We start from the raw sequence: 24,776 nt of genomic DNA on the forward strand, positions 1-24,776 counted from the left end.
GGCCCTCTAGGCGATCTCGGGCTCGGCGCGGAACCGGTAGCCGACGCCGCGCACGGTCTCGATGTAATCGCCCGCCGCCCCGAGCTTCTCGCGGACGCGCTTCACGTGGGTGTCGACGTTGCGCGCGGTGACGTCGACGTGCGAGCCCCACACCTCGTCGAGCAGGAGATCGCGCGACAGCACGCGCCCGCGGCGATCGTAGAGCATCATGAGCAGGCGGAACTCGAGCGCGGTCAGGGCGATCTCGGCCTCCTGCACCCAGGCCCGGTGCGCGGCGCGGTCGACCCGCAGGATGCCGAAATCGAACTTCTCCGGCGCCGACGCCGGGCTCTCCGAGCGCTTGAGGATCGCCCGCGCGCGCAGGATGAGCTCGCGCACGCTGAACGGCTTGACGACGTAGTCGTCGGCCCCGAGCTCGAAGCCGACGATCCGGTCGATCTCCTCGCCCTTGGCCGTGACCATGATGACGGGCACCGCCGAGGTCTGCGGGTTCTGCTTGAGGCGGCGGCAGATCTCCGTGCCCGACATGTCCGGGAGCATCAGGTCGAGCAGGACGAGATCGAACCGCTCCTCCTTGACCGCCCGGAGCGCTGTCTCTCCGCTCCCCGCGGACACCACATCGAACCCAGCCTGACGGAAGTTGTAGGTGAGGACGCGCTGCAGGTCGCGCTCGTCCTCCACGATGAGCACATGGCTCGGCATGGCGGATGTATCTAGCAGCGCATTGTGACAGCTTGATGGCGATCGCGCGTGTCGCGCGTCGCCCTCGCGAGACGGAATTGCGACAAGGACGAGGTGCCGCGCGAGCGCGAGGAGAGCGCGGAGATCCGAGACGGACGGCGGGCGCATCGGACGCGGCCGATCCTCACCCGGGGGGCGCGGCCGGGAGAGCAGCCTGGAGCGGTCCGGCGGGACCGACAGCGATGACGGAAGCGCGGCCGGGCGGCGGGTCGTGCAGCGAGGCGGGCGGCGGCCTTTCAGGACGGAATGCGTGGCGCTTGCAACGCTCGGCGTTTTCGCCTAACTGGGCCGCCCATGGCCCTCGAGCGAACACTCTCAATCATCAAGCCTGATGCGATGGAAAAGAACACGGCCGGCGCGATCGTCGCCCGCCTCGAGCAGGAGGGCTTCACGGTCAAAGCGATGAAGCGCATCCACCTTACCCGCGCGGAGGCCGAGGGCTTCTACGCGGAGCACCGGGGGCGCGGCTTCTTCGACGAGCTCGTGACGTTCATGTCGCGCAGCCCCATCCTCGTGATGGCGCTCGAGCGCGAGGACGCGGTGGCCAAGTACCGCGAGGTCATCGGCGCGACGGACCCGGCCAAGGCGGCGGAGGGGACGATCCGCAAGCTCTACGGGGCGAACGTGGGCGAGAACGCGGTCCACGGGTCCGACAAGCCGGCGACCGCCGCGCGGGAGATCGGCTACTTCTTCGCGGGTTACGAGGTCGCCCCGAGCGCGACGGCCTGATGCTCGGCGAGCGGCTCGCGGCTGCGCTCGGCGCGGCGCGGGACGGCGCGGCAGGCATCGAGAGCTTCGCGCACCTGCTCGGCTCGCGCCGCGTCGGGCCGCGCGGGGTCGCGCTCGCGCTGCCGGAGGTGTGCGAGGGGTGCGCGGCGCTCGTCGTTGCCCTCGACAGCCTGTCCGCGGCGGTCCGCGACGGCTTCGTCGAGACAGACGCCGCCGTGGCGGCCGACGCCGCGGCGGCCGACGCCGCCTGCGCGGTCCTCGGCCACGCGGGCGTCGAGGTAGCGCGCCTCACGGACGAGCTGTCCCGCGCCGCCGCGGGCGCCCCGCCGGCGCGCGGCTCTGGCCGCGGCCGCGCGGATCGCGGCGGCTCCGAGCGCGGCATCGACGCGCGGCAGCGCCTCGGGCTCGAGGCGTCGGTGCGCAGGACGGCCCGGGAGCTGAGCGGCGCGCTTCGCCTGTCCGAGCTCGTGATCGCGACCCTCGAGCTGCGCCCGACGCCGCTCGATCTCATCGACGTGCTCCGCAACTGGAGCGCCGCCCCGGCCGAGGGGCGGCCCGTGGTCGGCATCTCGGTCGCCTCCTCCGATGGCCGCGCCAACGAGGTGGAGGGCGACGTGCGCGCCGTGAGCGGGCTCATGGAGCTCGCGGTCGGCATGGTCAGCGCCGCAGGCGTGGCCAGCCCGCACCTCGCCGTGTCCCGCCTCTCGGACGGGCGCTCGACGGTGCGCATCGCCGAGCGCGGCCCGCGCGAGGGCGCGCCGGCGGTCGCCCTCGACGTGGTGCTGCGCGACGGCGGCGAGCGGGCGGCCGCCGTGGCCCGCGTCGTCGCGCGCCGCGCGCGCATCGAGCTCGTCGAGGGGACGGGCGGGCGCGTCGTCACCATGACGTTCTGACCCCGGTGCCGGTGCTGGCTCGGCCGTGCTAAAGGCGGCGCCATGGCCACCGAAGAATCCATGAAGTCCCTCGTTGAGGCGGCGTTCCGCGACCGCGAGCTCCTCCGCTCGCCCGCGCACGAGGCCGCGGTCCTCCGCACGATCGAGAGCCTCGATCAAGGCCTGCTCCGCGTCGCCGAGCCCGACAAGACCGCGCAGGCGGGCGGCGAAGGCGCGGCGTCCACCGGCGAGGGCGCCCCGCACAGGTGGGTGACGCACGCGTGGATCAAGGAGGCGATCCTCCTCTACTTCTCGCTCCGCAGCATGAGCGTGATGGAGGTCGGCCCCTTCGAGTTCCACGACAAGATCCCGCTCAAGCGCGGCCTCGACAAGGCGGGCGTGCGCGTCGTCCCGCCGGGGACGGTGCGTTACGGCGCCTTCCTCGAGCAGGGCGCGATCGTGATGCCCGGCTACGTGAACATCGGCGCGTGGGTCGGCTCGGGGTCGATGGTCGACACCTGGGCGACGGTCGGCAGCTGCGCGCAGATCGGGCGAGGGGTGCACCTCGCCGGGGGCGTCGGCATCGGCGGGGTGCTCGAGCCGCCGGGGGCGCGGCCGGTGATCATCGAGGACGGCGTCTTCGTGGGCTCCCGCGTGATCGTGGTGGAGGGCGTCGTGGTCGAGGAGGAGGCGGTGCTCGGCGCCGGCGTGGTGCTCACCGCGTCGACGGCGATCCTGGACGTCACGGGGCCGGAGGTCGTCGAGCACCGCGGCCGGGTGCCCGCGCGCAGCGTGGTGATCCCGGGGACGCGGCCGAAGCGCTTCCCGGCAGGGGAGTTCTCGATCCCCTGCGCGCTCATCATCGGCAAGCGGAGCGAGGCGACGGATCGCAAGGTGTCGCTGAACGCGGCGCTGCGAGATTTCGCGGTGCCGGTGTGAGCGCGCGCGCCGACGCGGACGCGGCGGCCGCGGCCGATCTCGCGGACACGCTGCTCTGGCTCTGCTCCGTCCCGTCGCCTACGGGCGAAGAGCAGGAGCTGTGCTGCGCGGTGGCGGAGCGGCTCGGTCGGGCTCGGCTCGCCGCGCCGGTACGCCGCCACGGCGACTCGCTCGTCGTGCAGGTGACGCAGGGCACGGGCGGCCCGAAGATCGCGCTGGCCGGGCACCTCGACGTGGTGCGCACCTCGCACGACGGGCCGCCGCGGATCGAGGGGGATCGCCTCTACGGCCCCGGCGCAAGCGACATGAAGTCGGGGCTCGCGCTGATGCTCGACCTCGTCGAGGGCGAGCGGGAGGCGATCGCGGGCGTGGATCTGACGCTCGTGTTCTACGCGCGGGAGGAGGGTCCGTACCTGGAGAACGAGCTCGCGCTGGTCATCGAGCGCGAGCCGGACCTGCGCGCGCTCGATCTCGCGGTGTGCCTCGAGCCGAGCGACAACCGGCTGAGCCTAGGCGCGAGCGGGTCGCTCCACGCGGGGCTGACGTTCCGCGGGCGGACGGCGCACAGCGCGCGGCCGTGGCAAGGGGAGAACGCCATCTACAAGGCGGGCCCGCTCCTGTGCGAGCTCGCCGCGCTCGCGCCGCGCGAGGTCGAGATCGACGGCTTCGTCTACCGCGCCGTGACGACGGCGACGATGGCGCAGGGCGGGCGCGGGCGGAACGTCGTTCCGGACGAGTTCACGATGAACCTGAACCACCGCTTCCCGCCTGGGACGTCGATCCAGGAGGCGCAGCGGACCATCGAGGCGCTCGTGGACGGCCGCGCCGAGATCGCCTGGCGCGACCTCAGCCCTTCGGCGCCGCCGCACGCGTCGCACCCGCTCGTCGTCGCGCTGCGCGAGGCGGGCGTCGCCGCGGTCGAGCCGAAGCAGGCGTGGACCGACGTGGCCCGCTTCGCGGAGCTCGGGGTGCCTGCGGTCAACTTCGGCCCCGGCGAGAACGCCCAGGCGCACCAGCGCAACGAGTGGTCGTCGCTCCGAAAGCTGTCCGAGGGTCGCACGATCCTCCGCCGCTGGCTCTCGGCGCTCGGCCCGGCCTGACGCCGCGCGCCCCCGCTGCGCGCGCTCGGTGTCAGGGGGGAGCCGCCTGATCGCGCGCGGCGTTCGGGGCGCGCCCCGGTGACGCTCGTGCCCTTCAGGTGGCCGTGCGCACCGAGAGCCCGGCGGCGGGGATGGTGAAGAAGAACGTGCTCCCCTGGCCGGGCGAGCTCTCGACCCAGATCGTACCGCCGTGGGCCTCCACGATGCCCTTGGTGACGAACGCCGCGAGCCCCATCCCTTGTCCCATGGGCCTTCGAGGGGGCGCGTGGCGAGCGAAGAGCAGCGGTCGTTGCTCCGGGGAGATGCCAGGTCCTGTATCGGAGATCGAGAATCGCGCGTCGGTGCCCGACGGCTCGGCGCGCACCGTGATGCGTCCGCCCTTCGGCGTGAAGCGCATGGCGTTGCCGAGCAGGGTGGCGATGACCTGGACGATGCGCTCCCGATCGCACGCGATGGGCGGCAGCTCGTGCGGCAGCTCCTTCGCGATCTCGAGCGGCTTCAGCGCGACCGTGGGCGCCATGAGCTCGATCGCCTTGTCGAGGATCGGCTCGACCTCGTGCGCGCCTTTGCCGACCTTCAGCGATCCGCTCTCGATGCTCATGGCGTCGATCAGGTCCTGCGCGAGCTGGTTGATCTCGTCCGCCGCGCGGGTGATCGCCTCGAGCTGCCGCCTGCCCGGGCCCTCCTGAGGGACGGATCGCATCAGCATGCGGGCGCTCACGACGATCACGCTCAGCGAGTTCCTGAGGTCGTGAGAGATTGTGGAGACGGTCTCGCGCAGGATGCGCTCTGCCGCCTCCGCGCGGCGCTCGAGGAGCTGGCGCTGCTCCTCGATGATCCGCTCGCGCTTGGCCGCGTCGCCCCGCGGGGCGAGCCGCTCCGCGTCCGCCTTCGATCGCCTGGGCGCCCTGGCGCGCAAGGTCGCCGGTCCCGCGGATCGAGGCCCGCTCGCCGCGGCGGACGTCGAGCCCCGCTTCGGAGCGCGCAGGGGCGCCGCCGTGGTGCGCCCGCGGAGCGTGCGGCCGTGCGCTGCGTCCGCGCCGTCCGCCGCGTTCTTCCCGGCTTTTTTTCTCGTCACCCCCGCCATTCTTGTCCCCTCGTGCCTCTCAAGCACTCAGTTAGCCAGAAAGACCGGGCCGAGAATAGTCAGGTGGTGCCGCAGTCAAGTCCTGGCAGCGCGGGAGCGCAGGTGCGTTATTCGCAGTCTCGCCGCAGTCTCGCCGCGGTCTCGCGGAGGGCACGCGCCTCGCGGATCTCGCGAGCTCGTGCGCGCTGTGTAGGTCTCGCCGGTTCCGTGGAGGGGGATTCGCGGCGCGTCAGGGCGCGCTTTCCGGCTGCGATGACGCGCTGCCGCGCGACAGGAGGCGGCGAATCTCGAGCACGAGCGTGTCCGGCAGACACGGCTTCGTCAGGAAGGCGTCGCACCCCGCGTCCTTCGCCTCGCGCGAGTGCCCCGCGAGCGTGTGACCTGTGAGGGCGACGATGGGGATCCTCATGGTGCGAGGATCGCTCTTGAGGTGGCGGGTCGCCTCCCAGCCGTCGATCTCGGGGAGCGAGAGGTCCATCAGGATGAGGTCCGGGATCAGCTCGAAGGCGCGGTCGAGCGCCTCGCGCCCCGTCGCCGCCTCGGCCACGCGGAACCCGGAGAAAGACAAGTACTCCGCGAACATCTCCCGGTTGTCCTGGAAGTCGTCCACGACCAGGACGAGCGGCGAGACCGCGTTGTCATCAGACTTCACTTCCATCCCAGTGAACCTTTCCATTCCTCGGCGCGCCGCGCCGCCCGATCGATCGTAAGGGGCTCCGGCATCGCTCGGCCGGCCTCTCACGCAGGGTCATGTAGGGGGGCGATCCGCTCGGGTCACGTCATGTTTGTATACCTTATTGCGGGCACAATGCCGGGCATTTCCCCTCCCGCGCAGGGGTTATCCTGCATTTGCCCTGAAGGGGTTTCAGGTTGCTCCTGACGTGCCCTAGGTGGGTCCGTAGGGGCGGCGGACGCCGACGATCTCGTGGAGCAAACGAGCGGCGCTGTCCCAGTCGACCGGCTTCACGAGGACACCGTCGAATGCCGAGGCGTTGAGGGCGGCGCGGGCCTCGAGATCGCGCCGGCCAGTGCACGCGAAGATGGCGACGTGCTGGGTCGCCGGATCGGCGCGCAGCGCCTCGGCGACGACGAAGCCGTCGATGCCAGGCATCCTCAGGTCACACAGGATCACATCCGGCACGTCCTGCGTCGCGAGGAACACGCCACGCAACCCGCCGGCTGCCCGCTCTACCAGGAAGCCGTGCGCAGCGAGCGCCGCCTCCGCCATGACGAGGAAATCGGGATCATCATCGACGATGAGCACCCGGCGCCGCCGCTCGATCACCAGGGTATCCTCGTCTCCCTGCTCGTCGTGATGCTCGGTGAACTCTCTGCGCTCTGCCTCGGACATGCTCCCCCGCTCGCGGCTCGGCTGACAGCGCTCCCCAGGTGCTCGGGCTTCGATGCGCTGTGATGCGCGGAAGCGTGGAAGGAGAGCAACGAAGAGCAACGGCCTCCCGCCGGCGTTTCTGGAAAGGCCCCCCCGCGCTGGTGGAGGCGGAACCTGAACCCCAGGTACACCTTGTGCCCAGGTCGCTTATCCGCAACCATCAACTGTCCAGCGCAGATGGGGGTCTCTGCGCGGTTCACCCCCAGCCTCGGGCGACCGCTGTTTCGGGGGAGCCCCGACGACAGTTGGCTTGCTCGTCTGATGCTCGCGGTCCGCGCTGCTGCATATTCGGAGCAGGCGTTTATGTGGATGGATGACGAGTTCTTCGCGCGTGTGGGCCACGATCTTCGGGGCGAGCTGGCGACCATGCTGGCCGGGGTCCACTATCTCCTGCGTTACCAGAAGGACCTCGGGGCGGCCCCGCGGGACATGCTGGAGCGCGTGCGCGGCGCGGGCGAGCGGCTGAAGCGGCTGCTCGACGAGTTCGACAACTCCATCTGGCTCCGCCAGGACGCCAGCCGCCCCATGGCGATCGCCTCGTGTGATGCTGGCGAGCTCGCCCGCCGCGCGGCGGGGCATCTCGAGGAAGCGGCCACCGCGCGCGGCGTGCGCATCTCCTTCGACGCCGAGCCCGACGGGGGCGCGCCCGTGGAGGGGGATCCGGAGCTGCTCCGGGTGGCGCTCGAGTACGTGCTCGGCTTCGCCATCCTGCGCTCGCGCGATCGCCCCGTGCAGATGCGTGTCTCGATCTCTGGCGGCGAGGCGATGGTGACCGTCATCGACGAGGCCGGCCCCGTCGCGCCCGAGCCGCTCGCCCGGCTGCTCGATCCGTTCGGCGAGCGGGCGGCGATCCCCGCCGACCCTGTCGCGCCGCGCCGTCGAGAGCGGCTGGGCCTCGGGCTCGCCATCGCGCGTGGCATCCTCGGCGCGCACGGGGGCGGGCTGACCGTGGAGCCGTCGTCCGAGCGCGCGGACGGCGGCTCGACGGAGCCGGCCTCGGGGCTCTCCGCGACGGGGCTTCGATTCACGTGCTCTCTCGGCGGCGTTCGACGGGGCTCGCCCCCCGGCTCGACCGAAACGACGGATCGCGGCCGTGCGGCAAGCGCGAGCGGCGATGACGGATGAGATCCTGCCCTGGGCTCGCAACGCGCGGATCGTGTCCGATGAAGACTTCGTCTAGGATGGACGGGGCCGCACGTCGCGAGCGTGCTCCAACTTCCACCGCCCACCGATGAATGCGCCTCGATGCCGACGCTGAGCTCTCTCCTCGTGCAGCATGGGGTTACCTCGATGCGGGTGGTCGAGGAGGCGATCGCCCGCCAAGTGCTCCACGGCGGCGATCTCGCCACGAATGTGCTGGAGCTAGGTGCGGTGCGTGAGCGAGAGCTCACGGCGCTGCTCGCGGAGAGCCTCGGGCTCCCGCCCGCCGTGGGCCGGCTGCGGCCCGCGTCGCCCGAGGTGCTCCGGACGATCCCCGTCGATCTTGCGGTCCAGCACCGCGTGTTCCCCCTCGACGTACGCGCAGGCCTCGACGTGGCAGCGACGGGAGCCCCGCAGCGCGAGGCGACGCTCGTCATCGCCACGGCAGAGCCCCTCGCGTTGCCCGTGGCGGAGGAGCTGAGCTTCGCGCTGGGGGTCAGCCTGCGGCAGCTCGCCGCGCCGCTGGTGCGCATCCGCCAGGCGCTCGCCGAGCACTACGGCGTGGCCCTGGAGCGGCGGTTGTCGCGGCTGGTGAAGCAGCTCGACGCGCGCGCCGAGCCGAGCCCCGACGAGTCGAACGAGCCGAACCCGGCGAACGAGCCCGGCCCTGCGGTCCCGCCGGCGCCGGCGCCGCCGCCCGCCTCACCTGCGGGCACCGACGCGGCTCCGCACGCGGCGGTCGACGCGAGCTCGTCCGCGCAGATCGACACGAGTTCGCCTGCCGAGGTCGTCGAGGATCCATCGGCCGAGCTCGCTGCCGCCTCGCCCCTCGGCGCCGATGCGGATTCACCGGCAGGGGTCCGCCCCACGTCACCTCCAGGGGTCGATGCGGCTTCGCTGGCCAGCGTCGATGAGCCCGAGGATGCCGCTGAGACCCAGCAAAAGCGACCCAGCATCGAGGATGCTCCGACGGTCGAATCGCTGACCTCGATCTACGACGAGGACACGGTCGTCGCGGACGTCGCGCTCAACGAGGCGGTGCCCACGCCGAGGAAACCGCCGCTCCACGAGATGGATGACGAGCCGACGGTCGTCGCTGCGTATCCGCTCGATCTTTCCTTGCTCCGCAATCCCGAGGCGCACATGCCTCGGGTCGAGGCGGTCGCTTTACAGCGCGCCGCGCCAGCACCTGGTGAAGCGGCCGCGCCTACCGGCCAGGCGGCCGCGCTGCAGGAAGAGCCGGCGATCGAGCCGGCAGTGCCGACGCCGCGCTCCGAGCAGCTCGCTCCGCACCTCTCGCCGCTGGCGCCATCGGAGGCCGCGCGCACGCCGCCGCGCGTGGAAGCCCCGGCGCCGCCCGTCGAAATCCCGGAGCCGGCCCCGAAAGCAGCGGCTTCGCCGGCGTCGGCGCTGTCCAGCGTGCGTTCTCCAGCGCCAGGCACTCGGCTCCTGACGGGCTGGCTGAAGCGGGCCTCTGCTGCACACCGGCCGCAGCAAGAGCCGCTGCCGGGAGCCGCTGCGGCGCTCCAGCAGCAGCCCCACGGATCCGCGTCCACGGCGTCGACAACGGCGGCATCGCTACCCGCAGGTTCGACACCTGAGGCGCCGGTACCCGTGCCGTCAGCGCCTGCGGCGCCGGCGCCCGCAGTGTCGGCACCTGCGGCAACTCCGGCGGAGCGACGCGAGCTCTCCTCGAGCGCGCCGGCGGCGAAGGTCGCCATGCGGGAGGCGGGACGGTCTGCGTCCGCCGCGCCGAAGCGGAAAGGCCCCTTCACGCTGGCCATGGCCGAGCAGGCGCTCGCCGCCGTCGGATCGAGCGAAGAGGTGCTCGGGGTCCTCTTCGACTTCGCTCAACAGTACTTCGAGTACACGGTCCTGTTCACGGTGCACGGCGAGCGCGCCGAAGGCCGCAACGCTTCAGGTCCAGGCGCCGAGCGCGAGCGCGTCACGAAGATCGCCGTGCCCTTCGAACGTCCGAGCGCCCTCGCCAGGGCGCGCGCGCTCCGCGCGCCGGTCGTCACCGCCGTCGCCGGCAGCGCGCCTGACGCCGAGCTCCAGCGCGAGCTCGGAAGGAAGGTCCATGCGGCCGCCGTGGCGGTGGTCCCGATCGTCGTGCGCAGCCGCGTCGTCGCGCTCGTCTACGGCGACGACGGCGCCACCTCGGTCGAGCTCTCGAGCATCGGAGACCTCATCGCGCTCGCCGGCATCGCGGCGACGGTGCTGGAGCGGCTCATCCTGCGGAAGAAGCAGAACCGCAGCGGCGGAGCCCAGCAAAGCGACGGCCCGGCGCCCCACGAGGCCGCCACGCCGCAGCAGAAGGCGCCCGCGCCGCCGCATCCCGCGCCGCCGCATCCCGCGCCGCCGCATCCCGCGCCCGCGCGTTCTGAGGACGCCGCTGCGCCGATGGACGAGCAGGCCACGGAGGGGCCGCTCTCCCTCCGCACCCGCGCCGCGCTCATGGAGCTGAGCAGCATGGTCCGCGCGGACGCGCACGGCTCGCACGTCGCCGCCGCGGGCGCGCAGCTGCCTGCGGCGGATGCAGACCGCGACGCGGGAGAGCCCCCGCCCGCCGAGCCCTCCGACGCCGCGCCGCAGGCCGTGCGGCCGCAGGGCGGCTGGACAACGGAGGACGGCGCTTCCGGGATCGACGCCGTCGCGCGGGCCTTCGGCCTTCGCGGCACCGGCGTGGAGACCGAGCCCGTGCGGCCGGACGAAGGTGTCGCGCATGCGATGGCCTTCAGCTCGACGATCCCGCCGGCCCCGACGCCGCACGCGCAGCGCATGGGCTCCGAGCCGCAGTTCCGGTCGGGCCTCGAGGTGGACGCGGACGTGGTGTCCGGCACGGCCGTCACGGCGCCGATGATGCCGGCGGTCACGCCGCCCATGATGCCGGCGGTCACGGCGCCGATGATGCCGGTGGTCACGCCGCTGCCTGGGCCGCGCGCCGCGGCGTCGTCGGCGCCGGCGATCATCGACGAGATCCCCGACCTCGAGATCCCCGCGGCGCCCGTCCCTTCGGCGTCGGAGGACCTCGATCTCGGCGAGCCGGAAGAGGCGCGGACGAAGCGGTACTCACGGCCTCCGTGGATGCTCGACAGCTCGATCACGCCGGGCGCAGAAGAGCACCGGGAGCTCGGGCCGGCGCCGGCCACGGGGCGGCCCTCATGGCGCCGCCGTACGCCTGTTGCCGTCGAGACCGCCACGGCGTACGCGAGGCCCCCGTCCGAGCGGCGCGCCGCGGTCTCGCCGTCGCCGGCCGGCGACTTGCGCGCGGAATACACCTCGCTCCTTCAACATGTCCTCTCGGGCGGCGAGGCCGGCGCGAGGGCGTTCGCCGAGCTCGTGCGCAACGGCGACACGGCGATCTCGGTCGTCGCCGCGCGGTTTCCCGGTCCGCTCCGGGTCGATCGCCAGCGCTTCCGTGAGCAGCTCGCCGGCCCGGAGGGCGCCGCGATCGTCGCCACCGTGCCCCCCGCCTCGCAGTGCGGGCCGCTGCTCGAGCTCATCGTCGCGATCCGGCGCCCGGCGCTGCCCTTCATGACCGTGCGGAGCTCCTCGCCCGATCCCGAGGTGCGCCTGTGGGCCACGCACGTGCTCGGCGAGCTGACGTACCCGGAGGCCGCCAACGCGCTGCTCCCACGGCTCTTCGACGACAGCATCGCCGTGCGGCGGATCGCGATCCAGTCGGCCGCCTCGCTGATCGCGGCGCCGCCTGCGGGCGGCCCGATCCTGCAGGGGCTCGACCACATCGCGCGCGACCGCGAGGAGGCGCCCGCGCGGCGGCTCGCGGCCATCGAGACGATGACCGAGATCCGCTCGGGAGCCAGCGTGCCGGCGCTCATCAGCGCGCTCACCGATCCTCACGAGGCGATCGTCGAGGCGGCGGCGCGGGCGCTGGTCGTCGTCACGCGGGACGATCTCGGCCGAGACGCGCGCAGGTGGCTGTCGTGGTGGTCGAGGAACGGCGAGCGCCATCGCATCGAGTGGATCATCGACGCGCTCACGCACGAGAAGCCCGCCATCCGCCGCGCGGCGATCGACGAGCTGAAGGGCGTCACCAAGGAATACTTCGGGTACTACGAGGACCTGCCGCGGCAGGAGCGGGAGGCCGCCCAGGAGCGCTACCGCGCGTGGTGGATCTCCGAGGGGCGCTCGCGGTTCCGCACCACCGGCTGACGCCGCAACCATGGAGCGGGTGGCGGCGGGCGGGCAGCTCGCCGCGCCGCCTCCCGTGGGAGCGGCGCGCCGGCGCCTCACGGGCGACGCGCGCAGAAGGAGGTTGAGCCCGCGTCGCGCGGGGAGGCGGGCGGCTCGGCCGCTCAGCGGGAGCCGCCCGTCGGGTGGGCTTCAGGGAGGGTCAGGGGAAGGGGAGAGAGCGAACCGCGCAGCGGCGGTTCACTTCGGCGCGGCGGGGGCGGCGGCCGGCTGCGTGGTGGGCGCCGGCCTCTTGGCGGGCAGCCCGGCGGGCGCGGTCTCGCCGGCCTCCTTCATGGCCTTGTCGATGAGCTTCTTGAACTTCGAGAACGGCTGCGCGCCGCTGATGAAGTAGCCGTTCACGACGAACGCCGGCGTCCCGCTGATGCCCGCCTTGTCCGCCACGGAGTTCTCGGAGTCCACGAACGCCTTGTGGGTGTTCGCGTCGAGCGCCTTCTTGAACTTCGTCATGTCGAGGCCCTGCTCCTCGGCGTACTTCTCGAGCGAGGCGCGCGAGAAGGCGTCCGGCTGCCCCTGATTCTTGAAGAGCACCTCGTGGTACGCCCAGAACCCGGCGTTGCCCTTCTGCGTGTAGGCCTCCTGCGAGGCCTCGGACGCGAGCGGCGCGTTCTTGTGCATCGGCAGCGGCCGGTGGCGCCACACGATCTTCAGCTTGTCGCCGTAGGTCTTCGAGATCTGGGAGACCGTGTCCTCGACGCGCTTGCAGAACGGGCACTCGAAGTCCGAGAAGACCTGCATCACGACCTTGGCCTTCTCGCCGCCCTTCCACGGGCTGTTCGGCGCCGGCGCGGAGACCTCCTTGCGCTCGGGCGGCGGCGGCTCCTTGCCGTCCTTGATGATCTCGGCGTAGAGGTCCTTGGCCGCGACGCCCTTGGCGAGCAGCGCCTCCGACTTCTTGATCTCCTCGTCGATGATCGCCTTGAACTTGTCGAGCGGCTGCGCGCCGACGAGCCGGCGGCCGTTGATGAAGAAGTGCGGGGTCCCGGACGCCTGCAGGTCGTCCGCGAGCTCCTGATCGGCGGCGATGGACGCGCCGAACTTCTTGGTGGCGATCGCGGCCTTCACCTTCTCGACGTCGAGCCCGAGCTCCTTGGCGTAGCCGAGCAGGTCGTCGTCGCTGAGCTTCTGCTGGTTCTTCCAGAGCAGGTAGTACGCGTCCCAGAAGCCCTTCTCGCCCTTCTGCGCGCGGGCCTCCATGGCGAGCTCAGCCGCGGGCTCGGCGCGCTGGTGGAACGGGAGCGGGTTGTTCTTCCAGACGACCCGGACCTTGTCCCCGTAGGTCGTGAGGATCTCGTCGAGGGTCGGGACGACCTTGGAGCAGAACGGGCACTGGAAGTCGGACCACTCGACGATGGTGACCAGCGCGGTGGCCGGGCCCTTCGCCGGCGCGTCGCCGACGGGCACCTTCCAGACGGTCTTGTCGTCCTCCTGCGGGCGCTCGCGGTCCTTCTGCGGCGGCGCCTTCGCCTTGTTCTCCCCGGCGAGCTTCGCGTACACCTTGTCGGGCTTGGTCCCGGCGGCGACCGCCGCCTGCGCGGCCTTGAGCTGCTCGTCGATGACGGACGTGAACTTGTCGATCGGCTGAGCGCCGCTCAGGAACACGCCGTTGATGATCGAGGCGGGCGTGCCGGTGACGCCCGAGGTCTTGCCGACCGCCATGTCGGCGTCGATCTTGGCCATGTACTCCTGCCGATCGAACGCCGCCTTGAACTTCGCCTTGTCGACGCCGGCGTCGCCGGCCCACTTCTCGAAGTTCTCGGGCGTCAGGCTCTTCTGGTTCTGGAAGGCGAGCTCGTGGAACTTCCAGAACGCCTTCGAGCCGCCGAGGCGGAACACGGTCTCGGCCGCGAGCGCCGCCGGGCGCGCGTTCTTGTGGAAGGGGAGCGGGTTGTTCTTCCAGATGATGCGCAGCTTCTCGGGACCGTACTTGTCCTTGAGCTGGTTGATCGTCGTCTCGACCTTGGTGCAGAACGGACACTCGAAGTCGCTGAAGACGACCATCGTCACCGGCGCCGCCCGCGTGCCCCACATGGGGTCCTTCGACGACACCGGGACCGCCGCTTCCTCGTCGGTCCACGGCTGACCGTCCTCGACGGCCGCCGAGATCTCATGCCCGCGCGAGCCGGCGCTCCGATCGATGCTCCACATCAGCCCCATCCCTGCGATGAAGCAGAGAAGAAAGCCGACGATGGCTGTTCCCTTGTTCATGATGTTTCCTCTCTCAACGTGGTGGGGCTCCGCCAGGCGGGCCCCTCCTTCAACGCGGGCGCGGCACCGGGTGCAGCGCCCGCGACAAGATCGCCAATCGTGACCTCCCGGGGCGGCGAGCCACCCCGGGCCGAGGGAGCCTCCGCCGCGTGCGCGCGGCGCAGCCCCCGGCGGAGCGCCAGGACCGCTCTCGACCCCTCACGCCGGCGCCAGCGACCGGCCTCGGGCGCGGCTGGCACGTCGCCCTCGAGAGGGCGAGCCTGCGCGACGTGGGACCGGACCAGCGCCTAGGAGGCTCGGGTCAGACCGGCAAGCGCTCCGGACCTCGCGGCAGCGCCGCCCTCCCGCCGAGAGCTGCGGTCCACGAGAGACCACGCGGCGCGATCGGGGGCGGGCTGCCGGCGAGCTCGCCTCATCGAGGCGGGTGGTAGACGCCCTGCGCGACGCCGGGACGCGGTCCCCCGGAGACCGCCGCGAACGAGGAGAGCGAGACCGACGCGTACGGGGCAGGGAGGACGAGGTCAGGAAGGAGCAACGCCTGCTGCGGGGCGCTGGAGAGCTCGCTCACAGGGCCGGGGTGCCGCGAGTTCGGCCCGACCATCGGCCCGCCATCGCTCCAAGCGCAGCCTGGCGCCGCGTCGATCCGCGCGTCGGTGATCGGGAGGGTGCGGGGCGGAGCGACCGAGGAAGCTCCGCGGGGATCGCAGATCGGCGCGTACCTCGTCTCGCCCGTCGCATCGTCGACGCTGGTCAAGACGGTGCACGACGGCTCGTCCGGCGGGGCGAGGATCGTCATCCGGTCGTCCTCGCACACCGGGACGATCGCAGCGCGCGCTGTCAGCGGCAGGACCAGCGCCAACGCGAACGTCAGCACGGTCATCAGGCGCTGGACAGCGTGTCGCGACATCCCTCGCCAAGGATTAGCCGAGGCGTGCAGGGAGAGCAATGGCCCGGATCCCCGCGGGAACGCGGCACTTCGGGGTCTTCCTGGACGGATCCCGACGCTTCTCCAGGGTACCGCCCGGAGGACGCCACTTGTCGACAGGGTGTGGATAACTCTGTGGATAAGTTGAAGATCCCCTGTGTCGAAACGGTGGTTCGAGCGGCCCGCGCCAGCAGGAGCACGGGCTATTTCCGCGTCGCGCAGCGTTTCGCGCGAACTTGGCCCACCTTGTCCTACATCCGGTAGGTTCGCTTCATGGCGAACTCCTCCGCGACCGTGCCTCGCCCGGTTCCTCCGCCCTCGCACGAGCCCACCAAGAGCGGCTTCGCCGCGGATGATGTTCCCCGGCCGCTCGGCCGTTACGTGCTCCTGCGGCGCATCGCTCGGGGAGGCATGGGGGAGGTGTTCCTCGCCTCCACGACCGGGCTGGAAGGCGCCGAGCGCCCCGTCGTCGTGAAGATCATCCGCCGCGAGCACGCGTCCGATCCGAGCTACATCGCCCGCTTCCTGGACGAAGCGCGTGTGCAGGCGCAGCTCCAGCACTCAGGCGTCGCGCAGGTCATCGAGGCGGACGTCGACCCGGCGACGGGGGAGCCGTACGCGGTGGTCGAGCACGTCGAGGGCCGGAGCCTCGGCGAGGTCCGGGCCCGCGCGGTGCAGCTCGGGCACCGCTTCGACTGGGCGGAGGCGGTCGCGATCGCGACGATGATCGCCGAGGCGCTCGCCCACGTGCACGAGCGCAGGGACCCGTCGGGCGCCGCGCTCGCCATCGTCCACCGCGATCTGTCGCCGCAGAACGTGATGCTCGGCTTCGCCGGCGAGGTGAAGATCATCGATTTCGGCACCGCCCGCGGGCAGAACCGGCGCTGCCACACGGTCGCGGGCGTCGTCTTCGCGAAGCCGGGCTACGTCGCGCCGGAGGTCGCCAACGGCGACCCAGGCGACGCGCGGGTCGATCTCTATGCGCTCGGGATCATGCTCTGGGAGCTGTGCGCCGGGCGCCGGTTCCTCCAGGGCGACGCGCAGACGCACATGGCCGCGGTCGCGCGCAACCAGAACGACCCGCCGCCGATCGCGCTGTCGCTCGGGGCCCCGTCGGCGCTCGACGCCGCCATCGGGCGGCTCACGGCCTTCGACCGCGAGGCCCGGTACCCGTCGAGCCGCGCCGCCGCGCGCGACCTCGCCGCGCTCCTCGGGGCGGCGGTCGCCCTGCCCGGCGGCGAACGCGGCGTGCGCGCGCGGGCCGCGCACCTGATGCAGCGCCTGTTCCCTGGCGAGCCGGGGCGCTCGCGCGGCGAGTTCGCGGCCCTCGTCGCCGCCGCCAAGGCCCATCGCGCCACGGCCGTCACGCCGGTGAGCCCGCGCGCCGAGGCCATGGCCTCCGCCGAGCGCGTGGACGACGGCACGCTGCCCGGCACGCGCTACCGGCTGCTGCGCGAGATCGGGACGGGCGCGAGCAGCACCGTCCACGAGGCGGAGCACGTCGATCTGGGGCGCCGCGTGGCGCTCAAGGTCGTCTCGGCGGAGCAGTCGGCGACCGACGTGATCGCGAGCCGCTTCCGCCGCGAGGCCCGCGTCCTCTCGCGCCTCTCCCACGAGCACCTCGTGAAGGTCCACGATTTCGGCATGGCCGCGGACGGCCGGCTGTTCTGCGCCATGGACCTCCTGGAGGGCGAGACGCTCGACGCCCTGCTCGTCCGCGGCGGCGCGATCGACTGGAGGGACGCGCTCGCGATGGCCGCCAAGGTGCTGAGCGCGCTCGAGCTGGCGCACGCCGAGGGGCTCGTTCACCGGGACATCAAGCCCGAGAACCTCTTCATGACGCGCCCGCGCGGCGCCGAGGGGGCGCTCTCCCTCGCGGACGCCGGCCTGAAGCTGCTCGATTTCGGGCTCGCGAAGCGCCTCGCCGACGATCGCGGCGAGGCCGACGGCGTCGTGGACGAGACGGGCGCCGGCGAAGGGCCGGCCCGGGCCGCGGTCGCGATCGTCGGGACGCCCGAGTACATGGCCCCCGAGCAGGCCGCGTCGGGGCGCATCGACGGGCGCGCCGATCTCTACGCGCTCGGCTGCGTCCTCTACGAGATGCTCACGGGGCGCCTGCCGTTCGTCGAGCAGAGCCTCGTCGCGCTGATCGACGCGAAGATCAAGGGCAGCCCCGAGCGCCTCCGCGAGCGCGCGCCGACCCGGCAGATCCCGACGTTCGTCGACGATCTGGTGATGCGCGCGCTGGCCCGTCACCCGAGCGTCCGCTTCCAGAGCGCCGCCGAGATGCGAAAGGCCATCCTGGAGGCGCTGGGGCGACCTGCTCGCGCGCGCACCCGCCGCCGCGCGATGGGGTTCGCCGCGGTCGCCGCCGCGATGACGCTCGCGGGCGTGCTGGTCGTCGGCAAGGGGCGCGACCTGGTGGCCCGTGTCCCCGCGGTCGCTGCGCTCGTCGGCGCTGCGGGCGAGGCGGCCGCGTCGTCGGGCGACGAGGCGCAGCCCGCTGCGCCGGCGGTCGCCGCGGAGGCGCCGGCGGCAGCTGCGGAGGCGCAGTCGCTCGCCGCAGCCGCGGAGGCGCCGGCGGGCGGCGCGATTGAGGCAGCCTCCTACGCGCCGGCGTCCGTCGCGGCAGCTCTCGCGGCGGCCAGCGCGGCAGGGCAGGGGAGCGCCACGCCTTCGGCCCTCGCGGCTGTGCCCGCCGCCGGCTCCGATGCCGCCGCGCCCCGAGAGGGAGCCGCGCAGCCTGCGGCGGTCGTGTCGCCTGCGCAGGCCGCCATCGCGAAGAGCGACGCGGCGAAGCCGCCTGCGAGGGACGAGCCCGCCCGGCGCGCCTCGGCGATGACCGCGCGCGCGCCGGCGCCGAAGGCCGACAAACCTGCGGCGCGCGGCGCGGCGGATCGCGCCTCCCGCGAGGTCGCGAAGCGCGAGCCGAAGGCGCGCGAGCGATCGTCCTCGTCCGCGGCGCGCGAGTCGGCCGCCCCGACACCCGCGCGTGGCGAGGCTGACACGGCGGCGAAAGACGCGCACGAGGATCGCAGCGAAGCGAAGCGGCGCCGTCACAAGCGGCGGTCCCGGGTCGCCAAAGCGGAGTAGCCGCGCGTCGCGCGGCGCATTTCGCTCGCGCATGGGCTGCGGCGTTGTATACCGCGCAGCCTGCGATGGCTCAGATCGCCTTGTCCGCGCCGGGTTCGAACGCCGTTACTTCGGGCCCACCCCATCGCGCCATCCTGCGGCTCGCGCTGCCGACCGTGGCGGCGATGCTCACCCAGAGCATCGTCAACGAGGTCGACATCGTCTTCTTCGCGCACCTGCCGTGCCCCGAGTCCTCGAACGCGCACGCGGCGCTCTTGCCGTCGCTGATCGTCCTGTGGCTGTTCGGGGGCTCGCTCAGCGCGATCTCGGTGGGCACGCAGGCGTTCACGGCGCGCCGCTTCGCCGAGAATCGCCCCGGGGACGCCGGCGCGGTCCTCGCGAACGCCCTGTTCTTCGCGATCGTCGCCGGCGTCGTGTTCTCCGCGATCGGGTACCTGACGATGCCGTACATCCTGTCCGTCATCATCAAGGTGCCGGACGCGCGGCAGGCGGCGCTCGACTACCTCGGCTGGCGCCTGCTCGGCGTGACGTCGATGGCGGCGACGTTCGCGCTGAAGGCGTTCTTCGACGGGATCGGCAAGACGCACATCCACCTGATCTCGGCCCTCGCGATGAACGGGCTGAACATCGTGCTCTGCCTCCTGCTCATCTTCGGCAACGCCTCGCTCGGCATCCCGAAGTACGGCATCGCCGGCGCGGGCATGGCCGGCTTCATCTCGACCTACGTCGGCCTCGCGATCATGCTCGCGTACGCGCTCCTGCCGGAGTACCGGCGCCGCTACCGCCCGTTCGCCACGAGCAAGCTCTCGGCCCCGCTCGTCTGGTCCATCCTCCGGCTGTCGATCCCGAGCGCCGTCGCGACCGTCGCGATCATGACGGGCTTCGCCCTCTTCTACGCGATCGCCAGCAAGCTCGACCAGGTCGCGCCGGCGGGCGTCGTCTCGCCGCTCTGTCCCGGCGGCCGCGCGGAGCCGGTGTACGGCGCCGCGACCACGGTGATCGTCGGCATCCTGAAGCTCACGTTCACGGCCTGCCTCGCCTTCGGCACGTCGACGGCGACGCTGGTCGCGCAGTCGCTCGGCGAGAAGGACGGCGACAAGGCCGCGCGCTTCGGCTGGACCAGCGTCCGGCTGGGGCTCGCGATCTTCGGCGTCGTCGGCCTGCTCGAGGCGATCTTCGCGCCGCAGATCCTCGCGTTCGCCAGCAGCAGCGAGCTCGTCCAGGCCGCGGCGCTCCGGCCGCTCCAGATCATGGGCATCTGCACGCCGCTCGTCGCGGTCGGCATGATCCTCACGCAGGCGCTCTTCGGCGCGGGCAACACGATGTTCGTGATGGTCGTGGAGCTCATCCTGCACTTCACCTGCCTCGTCCCGCTGGCGTGGCTGCTCGGCATCACGCTCGGCTTCGGCCTGATGGGCATCTGGGGCGCCGGCGTCGTCTACGTGGTCCTCCTCGCCGCGACCATGGTGTGGAAGTTCCGCTCGGGGGACTGGAAGAAGATCCGGCTCGACGCCCAGAAGCCCCTCGACGAGCCCGTGCTCGGCGAGGGCGGCGGCGGGGCGAGCGCGTAGGCGCGCTGAGCCGACCGGCTCAGCGCGGGAAAGCGGCGGCGTTCCCGCCGTCGACGGTCACGACGCAGCCCGTCGTGGCCTCGGCGGTCGCGAGGTAGAGGAAGGCCTGCGCCACGTCCGCCGCGGTGGTCTCGCGCCGGAGCAGGTTGTCGCGGAAGTAGTCGTCGACCGAGACGTTGCGGGCGCGGGCGCGCGCCTCCAGCAAGCCGGCGCCGAAGAGCGCGGTGCGGATCCGGTCGGCGTTCACGGCGTTGGCCCGGATGCCCTGAGGCCCGAGGTCCACGGCGTACTGGCGCATCAGCGAGACGAGCGCCGCCTTGGCGACGCCGTAGGGGCCGAAATCGGGCCCCTGGTTGAACGCGCTCTTCGACGCGTTGAACAGGATCGCGCCGCCTGAGCCCTGCGCGAGCAGCACCCGCGCCGCTGCGCGGGCGACGTTCTGGTGGCCGAGCAGGTTCAGCTCGAGCGACGCGCACAGCGCCTCGTGCCCCTCGGACGTGTGGAGGGATCCAGAGAACGCGCGGCCGGCGTTCGACACGACGACGTCGACGCCCCCGAAGTGCGCCGCGCACTGCGCGAACGCGCGGTGCACGCTCGCCTCGCTGCGCACGTCGCAGGCGACCTTCATGCAGCGGCCGCGGTAGCGGCCCCCGAGCTCGGCGGCGGCCTTCTCGAGCGACTCCTCGTCGCGATCGGCCAGCGCCACGTGCGCCCCCGCGGCGAGGAACGCCGCCGCCGTCGCGTGGCCGATCCCCGAGGCGGCGCCCGTGATCAGCGCGATCCGTCGATCGAGCTGGCCCCGCGGGCCTGCGCCGAGCTTCAGCTTCGCCTGCTCGAGGCTCCAGTACTCCATGTCGAAGAGATCGAGCTCCGGGACCGGCTGGTACCCGCCGAGCGCCTCGGCGGCCTCGATCACGGAGACGGTATGGGCGTAGACGTCCGCGACGATCTCCGCCTCGGCGCGGGAGCCCCCCACGCACAGCGCGCCCGCCCCGGGGAACAGCAGCACCCGCGGGAACGGATCGAGCTCGTCGCGGACGACGCCCCGCGCCGCGCAGGAGCGGCGGAAGTACTCGTGGTACTCGTCCACGTACCTCGCGATGGCCTGCTCGACGGTCGCGCGGAAGCGCGCCGTGTCGGTGATGTCGTGGCCGTGGATGACGAGCGGCCGCGCCTTGGTGCGGATGACGTGATCCGGCGTGGCGCAGCCGATCTGCGAGACCCTGGCCAGATCGTCGCGCGCGCAGAACGCGAGCAGCTCCAGGCCGGTGCGGAGCGTGCAGACCCAGGGGCGCCCCGACGCGCGGGCGAGCGCTCCGCGGACGACCGGCCCGATGGCGGCCCGGAGGTCCGGATCCGCCACGACCGTGGGGTGCGAGACGATCACGCTGCGCTCGGCGATGTAGTGCTCGGCGCGCGTGACGGCGTCGATCATGCGCGTGTAGCTCTCCTCGGCGGTGTCTCCCCACGTGAAGACGCCGTGCTTGTCGAGGATCATCAGCGACGGGAGCGCCCCTCGGGCGAGGCGCTCCCGGACGAGCTCGGCGACGCGGCGGGCGAGCGCGAAGCCTGGCATGACGTACGGCACGAAGAGCGCGCCGTCCCCGTAGATCGCCTGGACGACCTCGGCCGAGCCGGGCTGATCGATGACCGCGAGCACCGCGTCCGCGTGCGTGTGATCGACGAACTTCGCGGGGATGATCGCGTGCAGCAGCGCCTCGACCGACGGCGTCGGGCTCGCCGGATCCAGCATCTGGCCGCGCAGCAGCGCGACCATCTGCTCGTCGGTCATCGCCTCGAGCGCGCAAGCACGCTGGAGCGGCGCGAGGCGGCACGCCGGGAAGCCGCGCGGCTCGATGGTCGCGAGGTCCCACCCGCTGCCCTTGATGAAGAGCACCTCGACGCGATCGCCGAGCAGGTCGACGGCCGTGCTCTTGACGCTCGTGTTCCCGCCGCCGTGGAGGACGAGCGACGGATCGGCGCCGAGCAGGCGCGAGGTGTAGACGCGGAGGGCGAGATCCTCGCCCCAGGTCGAGGCGTAGGTGTCGAGGGTGCGCTGGGCTTCGTCCTTGCTGTGGCGAGGATCCATCGATCGGCCGCCTACCCCAGCGGCGGAGGCGCCGAAAGCCCGCCGCTCAGTAGCGGTAGTTCTCGGCCTTGAAGGGGCCCTCGGCGGGGACGCCCAGGTACTTCGCCTGCTCCGTCGTGAGCTGGGTCAGCTCGACCCCGAGCTTCGGCAGGTGCAGCGCCGCGACCTTCTCGTCGAGCTTCTTCGGCAGCAGGTGCACGCCGATCGTGTGCTTCTCGGTCCACAGGGCGATCTGCGCGAGGACCTGGTTGGAGAACGAGGTCGACATCACGAACGACGGGTGGCCGGTAGCGCACCCGAGGTTCACGAGCCGGCCGCGCGCGAGGACGATCAGCCGCTTGCCGTCCGGGAAGATGAAGTGATCGACCTGCGGCTTGATGCTCTCCTCCTTGATCTCGGGGTTCTTCTCGAGCCACGCGATCTGGATCTCGGAGTCGAAGTGCCCGATGTTGCAGAGGATCGCCTCGTCCTTCATCGCGATCATGTGCTCCGCCCGGACGACGTCCTCGCAGCCGGTCGCCGTGACGAAGATGTCGCCGACCGGGGCGACGGTCTCGAGGCGCTTCACCTCGTAGCCCTCCATCGCCGCCTGCAGTGCGCAGATCGGGTCGATCTCGGTGATGATCACGCGCGCCCCCAGGCCGCGCAGCGACTGCGCGCACCCCTTGCCGACGTCGCCGTAGCCGCACACGACGGCGACCTTGCCGGCGAACATCACGTCGGTGGCCCGCTTGATCCCGTCGCCCAGCGACTCGCGGCAGCCGTAGAGGTTGTCGAACTTGCTCTTGGTCACCGAGTCGTTGACGTTGATCGCGGGCACCTTCAGCTTGCCCGCGCGGTGCATCTCGTAGAGCCGGTGCACGCCGGTCGTCGTCTCCTCGGAGAGCCCGCGGATCGGGTCGGCGCCGGTGAAGAGCTCCGGGTGCTTCTCGTGGGCGACGATCGTGAGATCGCCGCCGTCGTCGAGGATCATGTTGGGCCCCTTGCCGCCCTTGAAGGCGTAGAGCTGCTGCTCGATGCACCAGTCGTACTCCTCGAGGGTCTCGCCCTTCCACGCGAAGACCGGGATGCCGGCCGCCGCGATGGCCGCCGCCGCGTGGTCCTGCGTCGAGTAGATGTTGCAGCTCGTCCAGGTGACCTCCGCGCCGAGGGCCACCAGCGTCTCGATCAGCACCGCGGTCTGGATCGTCATGTGGAGGCAGCCGGCGACGCGCGCGCCCTTGAGCGGCTGCGTCGGGCCGTACTCCGCCCTGAGCGCCATCAGCCCGGGCATCTCCTTCTCGGCGATGCGGATCTCCTTGCGACCCCAGTCCGCGAGCGTGATGTCGGCGACCTTGTAGGAGAGCTTCTTCTCAGCAGTCATGGTGTCCCTTTGCCTTTTCGGTGAATGCGCTTGTGCGCGCGCCGCGCCAGCCGACGAGCAGCTGCCAAACCAGGTGTCGATCCGGGCCTTCGCCCTGCCATGCGGACGGGAGCCGCCGGAGCTCGACGCCGGAGAGCCCGGCCTCCTCGGCGAGGCCTCGGAGGTCGCCCGGCGAGAAGCCGAGCCAGATGTCCGCCTCCTGCTCCCGGAGGGCCTGATCGTGGTGCGCCTCGTAATCGAGCACGCACACCGCGCCCCCGCGGGCGTGAGCGCCGTCGCCGCGGCCGGGCGCGGCCGGGCGCGCGAGCTCGACGAGCGCGCGCATCGCCTTCGCCGGCTGAGGCGCGTGGTGCAGCACGCGCGCCGCGAAGACAACGTCGGCGCCCCCGGAGAGGGCCTCGCCCGCCTCCGGAGGATCGCCGCCGAGCGCGCGCGCCACGGCCCGGATCACCTCGGGCCCGTCGATCTCGCCGCACACCAGCTCGACGTTCTCGAGGCTGCGCCGCCGCAGGCGCTCCCCGGCGAGCTGCAGCTGCGCGCTCGCGCGATCGAGCGCGACGACGCGATCGAAGACGGGCGACAGCACCTCGAGCAGCGCCCCGTCGCCGGTGCCCGCGTCGACCGCCAGCCGCCGGTGGGGCAGGAGCGGCGCGAGGGCCGCGAGGTAGGCGGCGAGCTCGGCCGGCGGCCCCGGGCGCAACGGCCGCCCGCCGCGCGCGAAGAACTCGCGCGTCTCGGCGTCGCGCGCGGCCAGCACCTCCTCGACGCGCGCGAGCGTCCCGTCCGCCGCGCACGCGCGCTGGCCCGCGCGCACCGCGTCGTCGACCACGGGATCGGTCGTCGCGCGCGGATCCAGGCGGAGCAGCGTCCACGTCCCCTGGCGCCTGGCGAGCAGGATCCCCGCCTCACGGAGCGCGGCCGCGTGGCGCGAGATCTTCGGCTGGCCCTCGCGGAGCAGCTCGGCGAGCTCCCCGACGGCGAGCTCCTCCGCCGCGGCCAGGCCGAGGAGCCGCACCCGCACCGGATCCGCCAGCAGCCGGTACAGCTCGCACCGCGCGACCGCCTCCTCCGGCTGGGCCGGCGTCTCTGCGACCGAGACCATGGCTCATGTATATGTCTTGATGCGCATGAATGCAAATAGTTTGAGCAAGGCCTTGAACGCGCTCGGTTCGCCGAGAAGGCCCGGCTGACATGCGTGGGCACCCCTCGGGTCGCGCGGCGGGGCAGGCTCCCGTGCAGCGGCCAGCCGTGGCCAGCCATGCGCACGGGGGCGCCCTTCGACGGCCGCCTCCTTACCGGGGCTCCTTCTGCTTC

General features: G+C 72.4%; 17 protein-coding genes. 8 read left to right on the forward strand and 9 right to left on the reverse strand.

Translation table 11 applies throughout. From position 1 onward, the window contains the following. Nucleotides 1–6 precede the first annotated feature (6 nt). On the reverse strand, nucleotides 7–702 hold the full coding sequence (locus tag WME97_RS16180) for a response regulator (RefSeq protein WP_437536566.1): 696 nt from the start codon (nucleotides 700–702) through the stop codon (nucleotides 7–9). 333 nt (nucleotides 703–1,035) lie between these two features. On the opposite strand from WME97_RS16180, the gene ndk reads away from it, so the two are divergent. From ndk to dapE, 4 genes are read left to right on the forward strand one after another with little or no spacing between them, the layout of a single operon-like run. After that, complete coding sequence (ndk, locus tag WME97_RS16185) at nucleotides 1,036–1,470, forward strand: nucleoside-diphosphate kinase (RefSeq protein WP_437552808.1); 435 nt, start codon at nucleotides 1,036–1,038, stop codon at nucleotides 1,468–1,470. Beyond that, complete coding sequence (locus WME97_RS16190) at nucleotides 1,470–2,363, forward strand: hypothetical protein (protein WP_437552809.1); 894 nt, start codon at nucleotides 1,470–1,472, stop codon at nucleotides 2,361–2,363. Before ndk ends, WME97_RS16190 begins: the two co-directional genes overlap by 1 nt. A 42-nt stretch (nucleotides 2,364–2,405) precedes the next feature. Next, entirely contained in the window at nucleotides 2,406–3,281 is an 876-nt protein-coding gene (locus WME97_RS16195; protein WP_437552810.1) for a 2,3,4,5-tetrahydropyridine-2,6-dicarboxylate N-succinyltransferase, read from the forward strand. After that, nucleotides 3,278–4,381 carry a succinyl-diaminopimelate desuccinylase gene (gene dapE / locus WME97_RS16200; protein ID WP_012235583.1) on the forward strand — a complete coding sequence of 368 codons (1,104 nt, stop codon included), beginning with the start codon at nucleotides 3,278–3,280 and terminating at the stop codon, nucleotides 4,379–4,381. The genes WME97_RS16195 and dapE overlap by 4 nt, the downstream gene beginning before the upstream one ends. 94 nt (nucleotides 4,382–4,475) lie before the next feature. Here the strand turns inward: dapE and WME97_RS16205 are convergent, their stop codons facing one another. From WME97_RS16205 to WME97_RS16215, 3 genes are all read right to left on the reverse strand, one after another. Then, nucleotides 4,476–5,468 (reverse strand): sensor histidine kinase, encoded by a 993-nt coding sequence (locus WME97_RS16205; RefSeq protein ID WP_437552811.1) that lies wholly within the window; start codon nucleotides 5,466–5,468, stop codon nucleotides 4,476–4,478. Nucleotides 5,469–5,697: 229 nt separating this feature from the next. After that, entirely contained in the window at nucleotides 5,698–6,126 is a 429-nt protein-coding gene (locus WME97_RS16210; RefSeq protein ID WP_012235585.1) for a response regulator, read from the reverse strand. Between the two features lie 228 nt (nucleotides 6,127–6,354). Next, nucleotides 6,355–6,819, reverse strand: coding sequence for a response regulator (locus WME97_RS16215; protein ID WP_012235586.1), 465 nt, complete (start codon nucleotides 6,817–6,819; stop codon nucleotides 6,355–6,357). A gap of 348 nt (nucleotides 6,820–7,167) precedes the next feature. Here WME97_RS16215 and WME97_RS16220 point away from each other — a divergent pair, with 348 nt between their 5' ends. Further along, the gene (locus tag WME97_RS16220) at nucleotides 7,168–7,983 is read left to right on the forward strand and encodes a sensor histidine kinase (RefSeq protein WP_437552812.1); all 816 of its coding nucleotides are present in this window, start codon (nucleotides 7,168–7,170) and stop codon (nucleotides 7,981–7,983) included. A gap of 120 nt (nucleotides 7,984–8,103) precedes the next feature. Beyond that, a complete protein-coding gene (locus tag WME97_RS16225) occupies nucleotides 8,104–12,174 on the forward strand; it encodes a HEAT repeat domain-containing protein (protein ID WP_437552813.1) in 4,071 nt (1,356 codons plus the stop codon). Between the two features lie 219 nt (nucleotides 12,175–12,393). Here the strand turns inward: WME97_RS16225 and WME97_RS16230 are convergent, their stop codons facing one another. Together WME97_RS16230 and WME97_RS16235 are read right to left on the reverse strand one after the other, a co-directional pair. Beyond that, on the reverse strand, nucleotides 12,394–14,421 hold the full coding sequence (locus WME97_RS16230) for a DsbA family protein (protein WP_437552814.1): 2,028 nt from the start codon (nucleotides 14,419–14,421) through the stop codon (nucleotides 12,394–12,396). A gap of 412 nt (nucleotides 14,422–14,833) precedes the next feature. Continuing rightward, nucleotides 14,834–15,328: a hypothetical protein gene (locus WME97_RS16235; protein ID WP_437552815.1), complete on the reverse strand. Its 495-nt coding sequence runs from the start codon at nucleotides 15,326–15,328 to the stop codon at nucleotides 14,834–14,836. Nucleotides 15,329–15,619: 291 nt separating this feature from the next. Here WME97_RS16235 and WME97_RS16240 point away from each other — a divergent pair, with 291 nt between their 5' ends. Both WME97_RS16240 and WME97_RS16245 read left to right on the forward strand, forming a co-directional pair. Further along, nucleotides 15,620–18,439, forward strand: coding sequence for a protein kinase domain-containing protein (locus tag WME97_RS16240; RefSeq protein ID WP_437552816.1), 2,820 nt, complete (start codon nucleotides 15,620–15,622; stop codon nucleotides 18,437–18,439). 80 nt (nucleotides 18,440–18,519) lie between these two features. Beyond that, nucleotides 18,520–20,010, forward strand: a complete 1,491-nt coding sequence (locus WME97_RS16245) for an MATE family efflux transporter (RefSeq protein WP_437552817.1) — start codon at nucleotides 18,520–18,522, stop codon at nucleotides 20,008–20,010. 19 nt (nucleotides 20,011–20,029) lie between these two features. Here the strand turns inward: WME97_RS16245 and WME97_RS16250 are convergent, their stop codons facing one another. Genes WME97_RS16250 through WME97_RS16260 form a run of 3 tightly spaced genes read right to left on the reverse strand, consistent with a single transcriptional unit; the run spans nucleotide 20,030 to nucleotide 24,564 of the window. After that, nucleotides 20,030–22,099, reverse strand: coding sequence for a bifunctional aldolase/short-chain dehydrogenase (locus tag WME97_RS16250; RefSeq protein ID WP_437552818.1), 2,070 nt, complete (start codon nucleotides 22,097–22,099; stop codon nucleotides 20,030–20,032). Between the two features lie 46 nt (nucleotides 22,100–22,145). Beyond that, a complete protein-coding gene (gene ahcY / locus WME97_RS16255) occupies nucleotides 22,146–23,462 on the reverse strand; it encodes an adenosylhomocysteinase (RefSeq protein WP_437552819.1) in 1,317 nt (438 codons plus the stop codon). Continuing rightward, complete coding sequence (locus tag WME97_RS16260) at nucleotides 23,452–24,564, reverse strand: ArsR/SmtB family transcription factor (protein ID WP_437552820.1); 1,113 nt, start codon at nucleotides 24,562–24,564, stop codon at nucleotides 23,452–23,454. The genes ahcY and WME97_RS16260 overlap by 11 nt, the downstream gene beginning before the upstream one ends. Between the last annotated feature and the right edge of the window lie 212 nt (nucleotides 24,565–24,776).

Origin of the sequence: Sorangium sp. So ce367, from assembly GCF_051520455.1 — a bacterium.
Classification (GTDB): domain Bacteria; phylum Myxococcota_A; class Polyangia; order Polyangiales; family Polyangiaceae; genus Sorangium; species Sorangium cellulosum_B.

Excerpts from the sequence above, each read along its gene's own strand:
- WME97_RS16190 (WP_437552809.1), top strand. The coding sequence starts at position 1,470 with ATGCTCGGCGAGCGGCTCGCGGCTGCGCTCGGCGCGGCGCGGGACGGC.
- WME97_RS16260 (WP_437552820.1), bottom strand. The coding sequence starts at position 24,564 with ATGGTCTCGGTCGCAGAGACGCCGGCCCAGCCGGAGGAGGCGGTCGCG.
- WME97_RS16220 (WP_437552812.1), top strand. The coding sequence starts at position 7,168 with ATGGATGACGAGTTCTTCGCGCGTGTGGGCCACGATCTTCGGGGCGAG.
- WME97_RS16180 (WP_437536566.1), bottom strand. The coding sequence starts at position 702 with ATGCCGAGCCATGTGCTCATCGTGGAGGACGAGCGCGACCTGCAGCGC.
- WME97_RS16230 (WP_437552814.1), bottom strand. The coding sequence starts at position 14,421 with ATGAACAAGGGAACAGCCATCGTCGGCTTTCTTCTCTGCTTCATCGCA.
- WME97_RS16235 (WP_437552815.1), bottom strand. The coding sequence starts at position 15,328 with ATGTCGCGACACGCTGTCCAGCGCCTGATGACCGTGCTGACGTTCGCG.
- WME97_RS16240 (WP_437552816.1), top strand. The coding sequence starts at position 15,620 with ATGGCGAACTCCTCCGCGACCGTGCCTCGCCCGGTTCCTCCGCCCTCG.
- WME97_RS16205 (WP_437552811.1), bottom strand. The coding sequence starts at position 5,468 with ATGGCGGGGGTGACGAGAAAAAAAGCCGGGAAGAACGCGGCGGACGGC.
- WME97_RS16225 (WP_437552813.1), top strand. The coding sequence starts at position 8,104 with ATGCCGACGCTGAGCTCTCTCCTCGTGCAGCATGGGGTTACCTCGATG.
- WME97_RS16215 (WP_012235586.1), bottom strand. The coding sequence starts at position 6,819 with ATGTCCGAGGCAGAGCGCAGAGAGTTCACCGAGCATCACGACGAGCAG.
- WME97_RS16210 (WP_012235585.1), bottom strand. The coding sequence starts at position 6,126 with ATGGAAGTGAAGTCTGATGACAACGCGGTCTCGCCGCTCGTCCTGGTC.
- WME97_RS16195 (WP_437552810.1), top strand. The coding sequence starts at position 2,406 with ATGGCCACCGAAGAATCCATGAAGTCCCTCGTTGAGGCGGCGTTCCGC.
- ndk (WP_437552808.1), top strand. The coding sequence starts at position 1,036 with ATGGCCCTCGAGCGAACACTCTCAATCATCAAGCCTGATGCGATGGAA.
- WME97_RS16250 (WP_437552818.1), bottom strand. The coding sequence starts at position 22,099 with ATGGATCCTCGCCACAGCAAGGACGAAGCCCAGCGCACCCTCGACACC.
- ahcY (WP_437552819.1), bottom strand. The coding sequence starts at position 23,462 with ATGACTGCTGAGAAGAAGCTCTCCTACAAGGTCGCCGACATCACGCTC.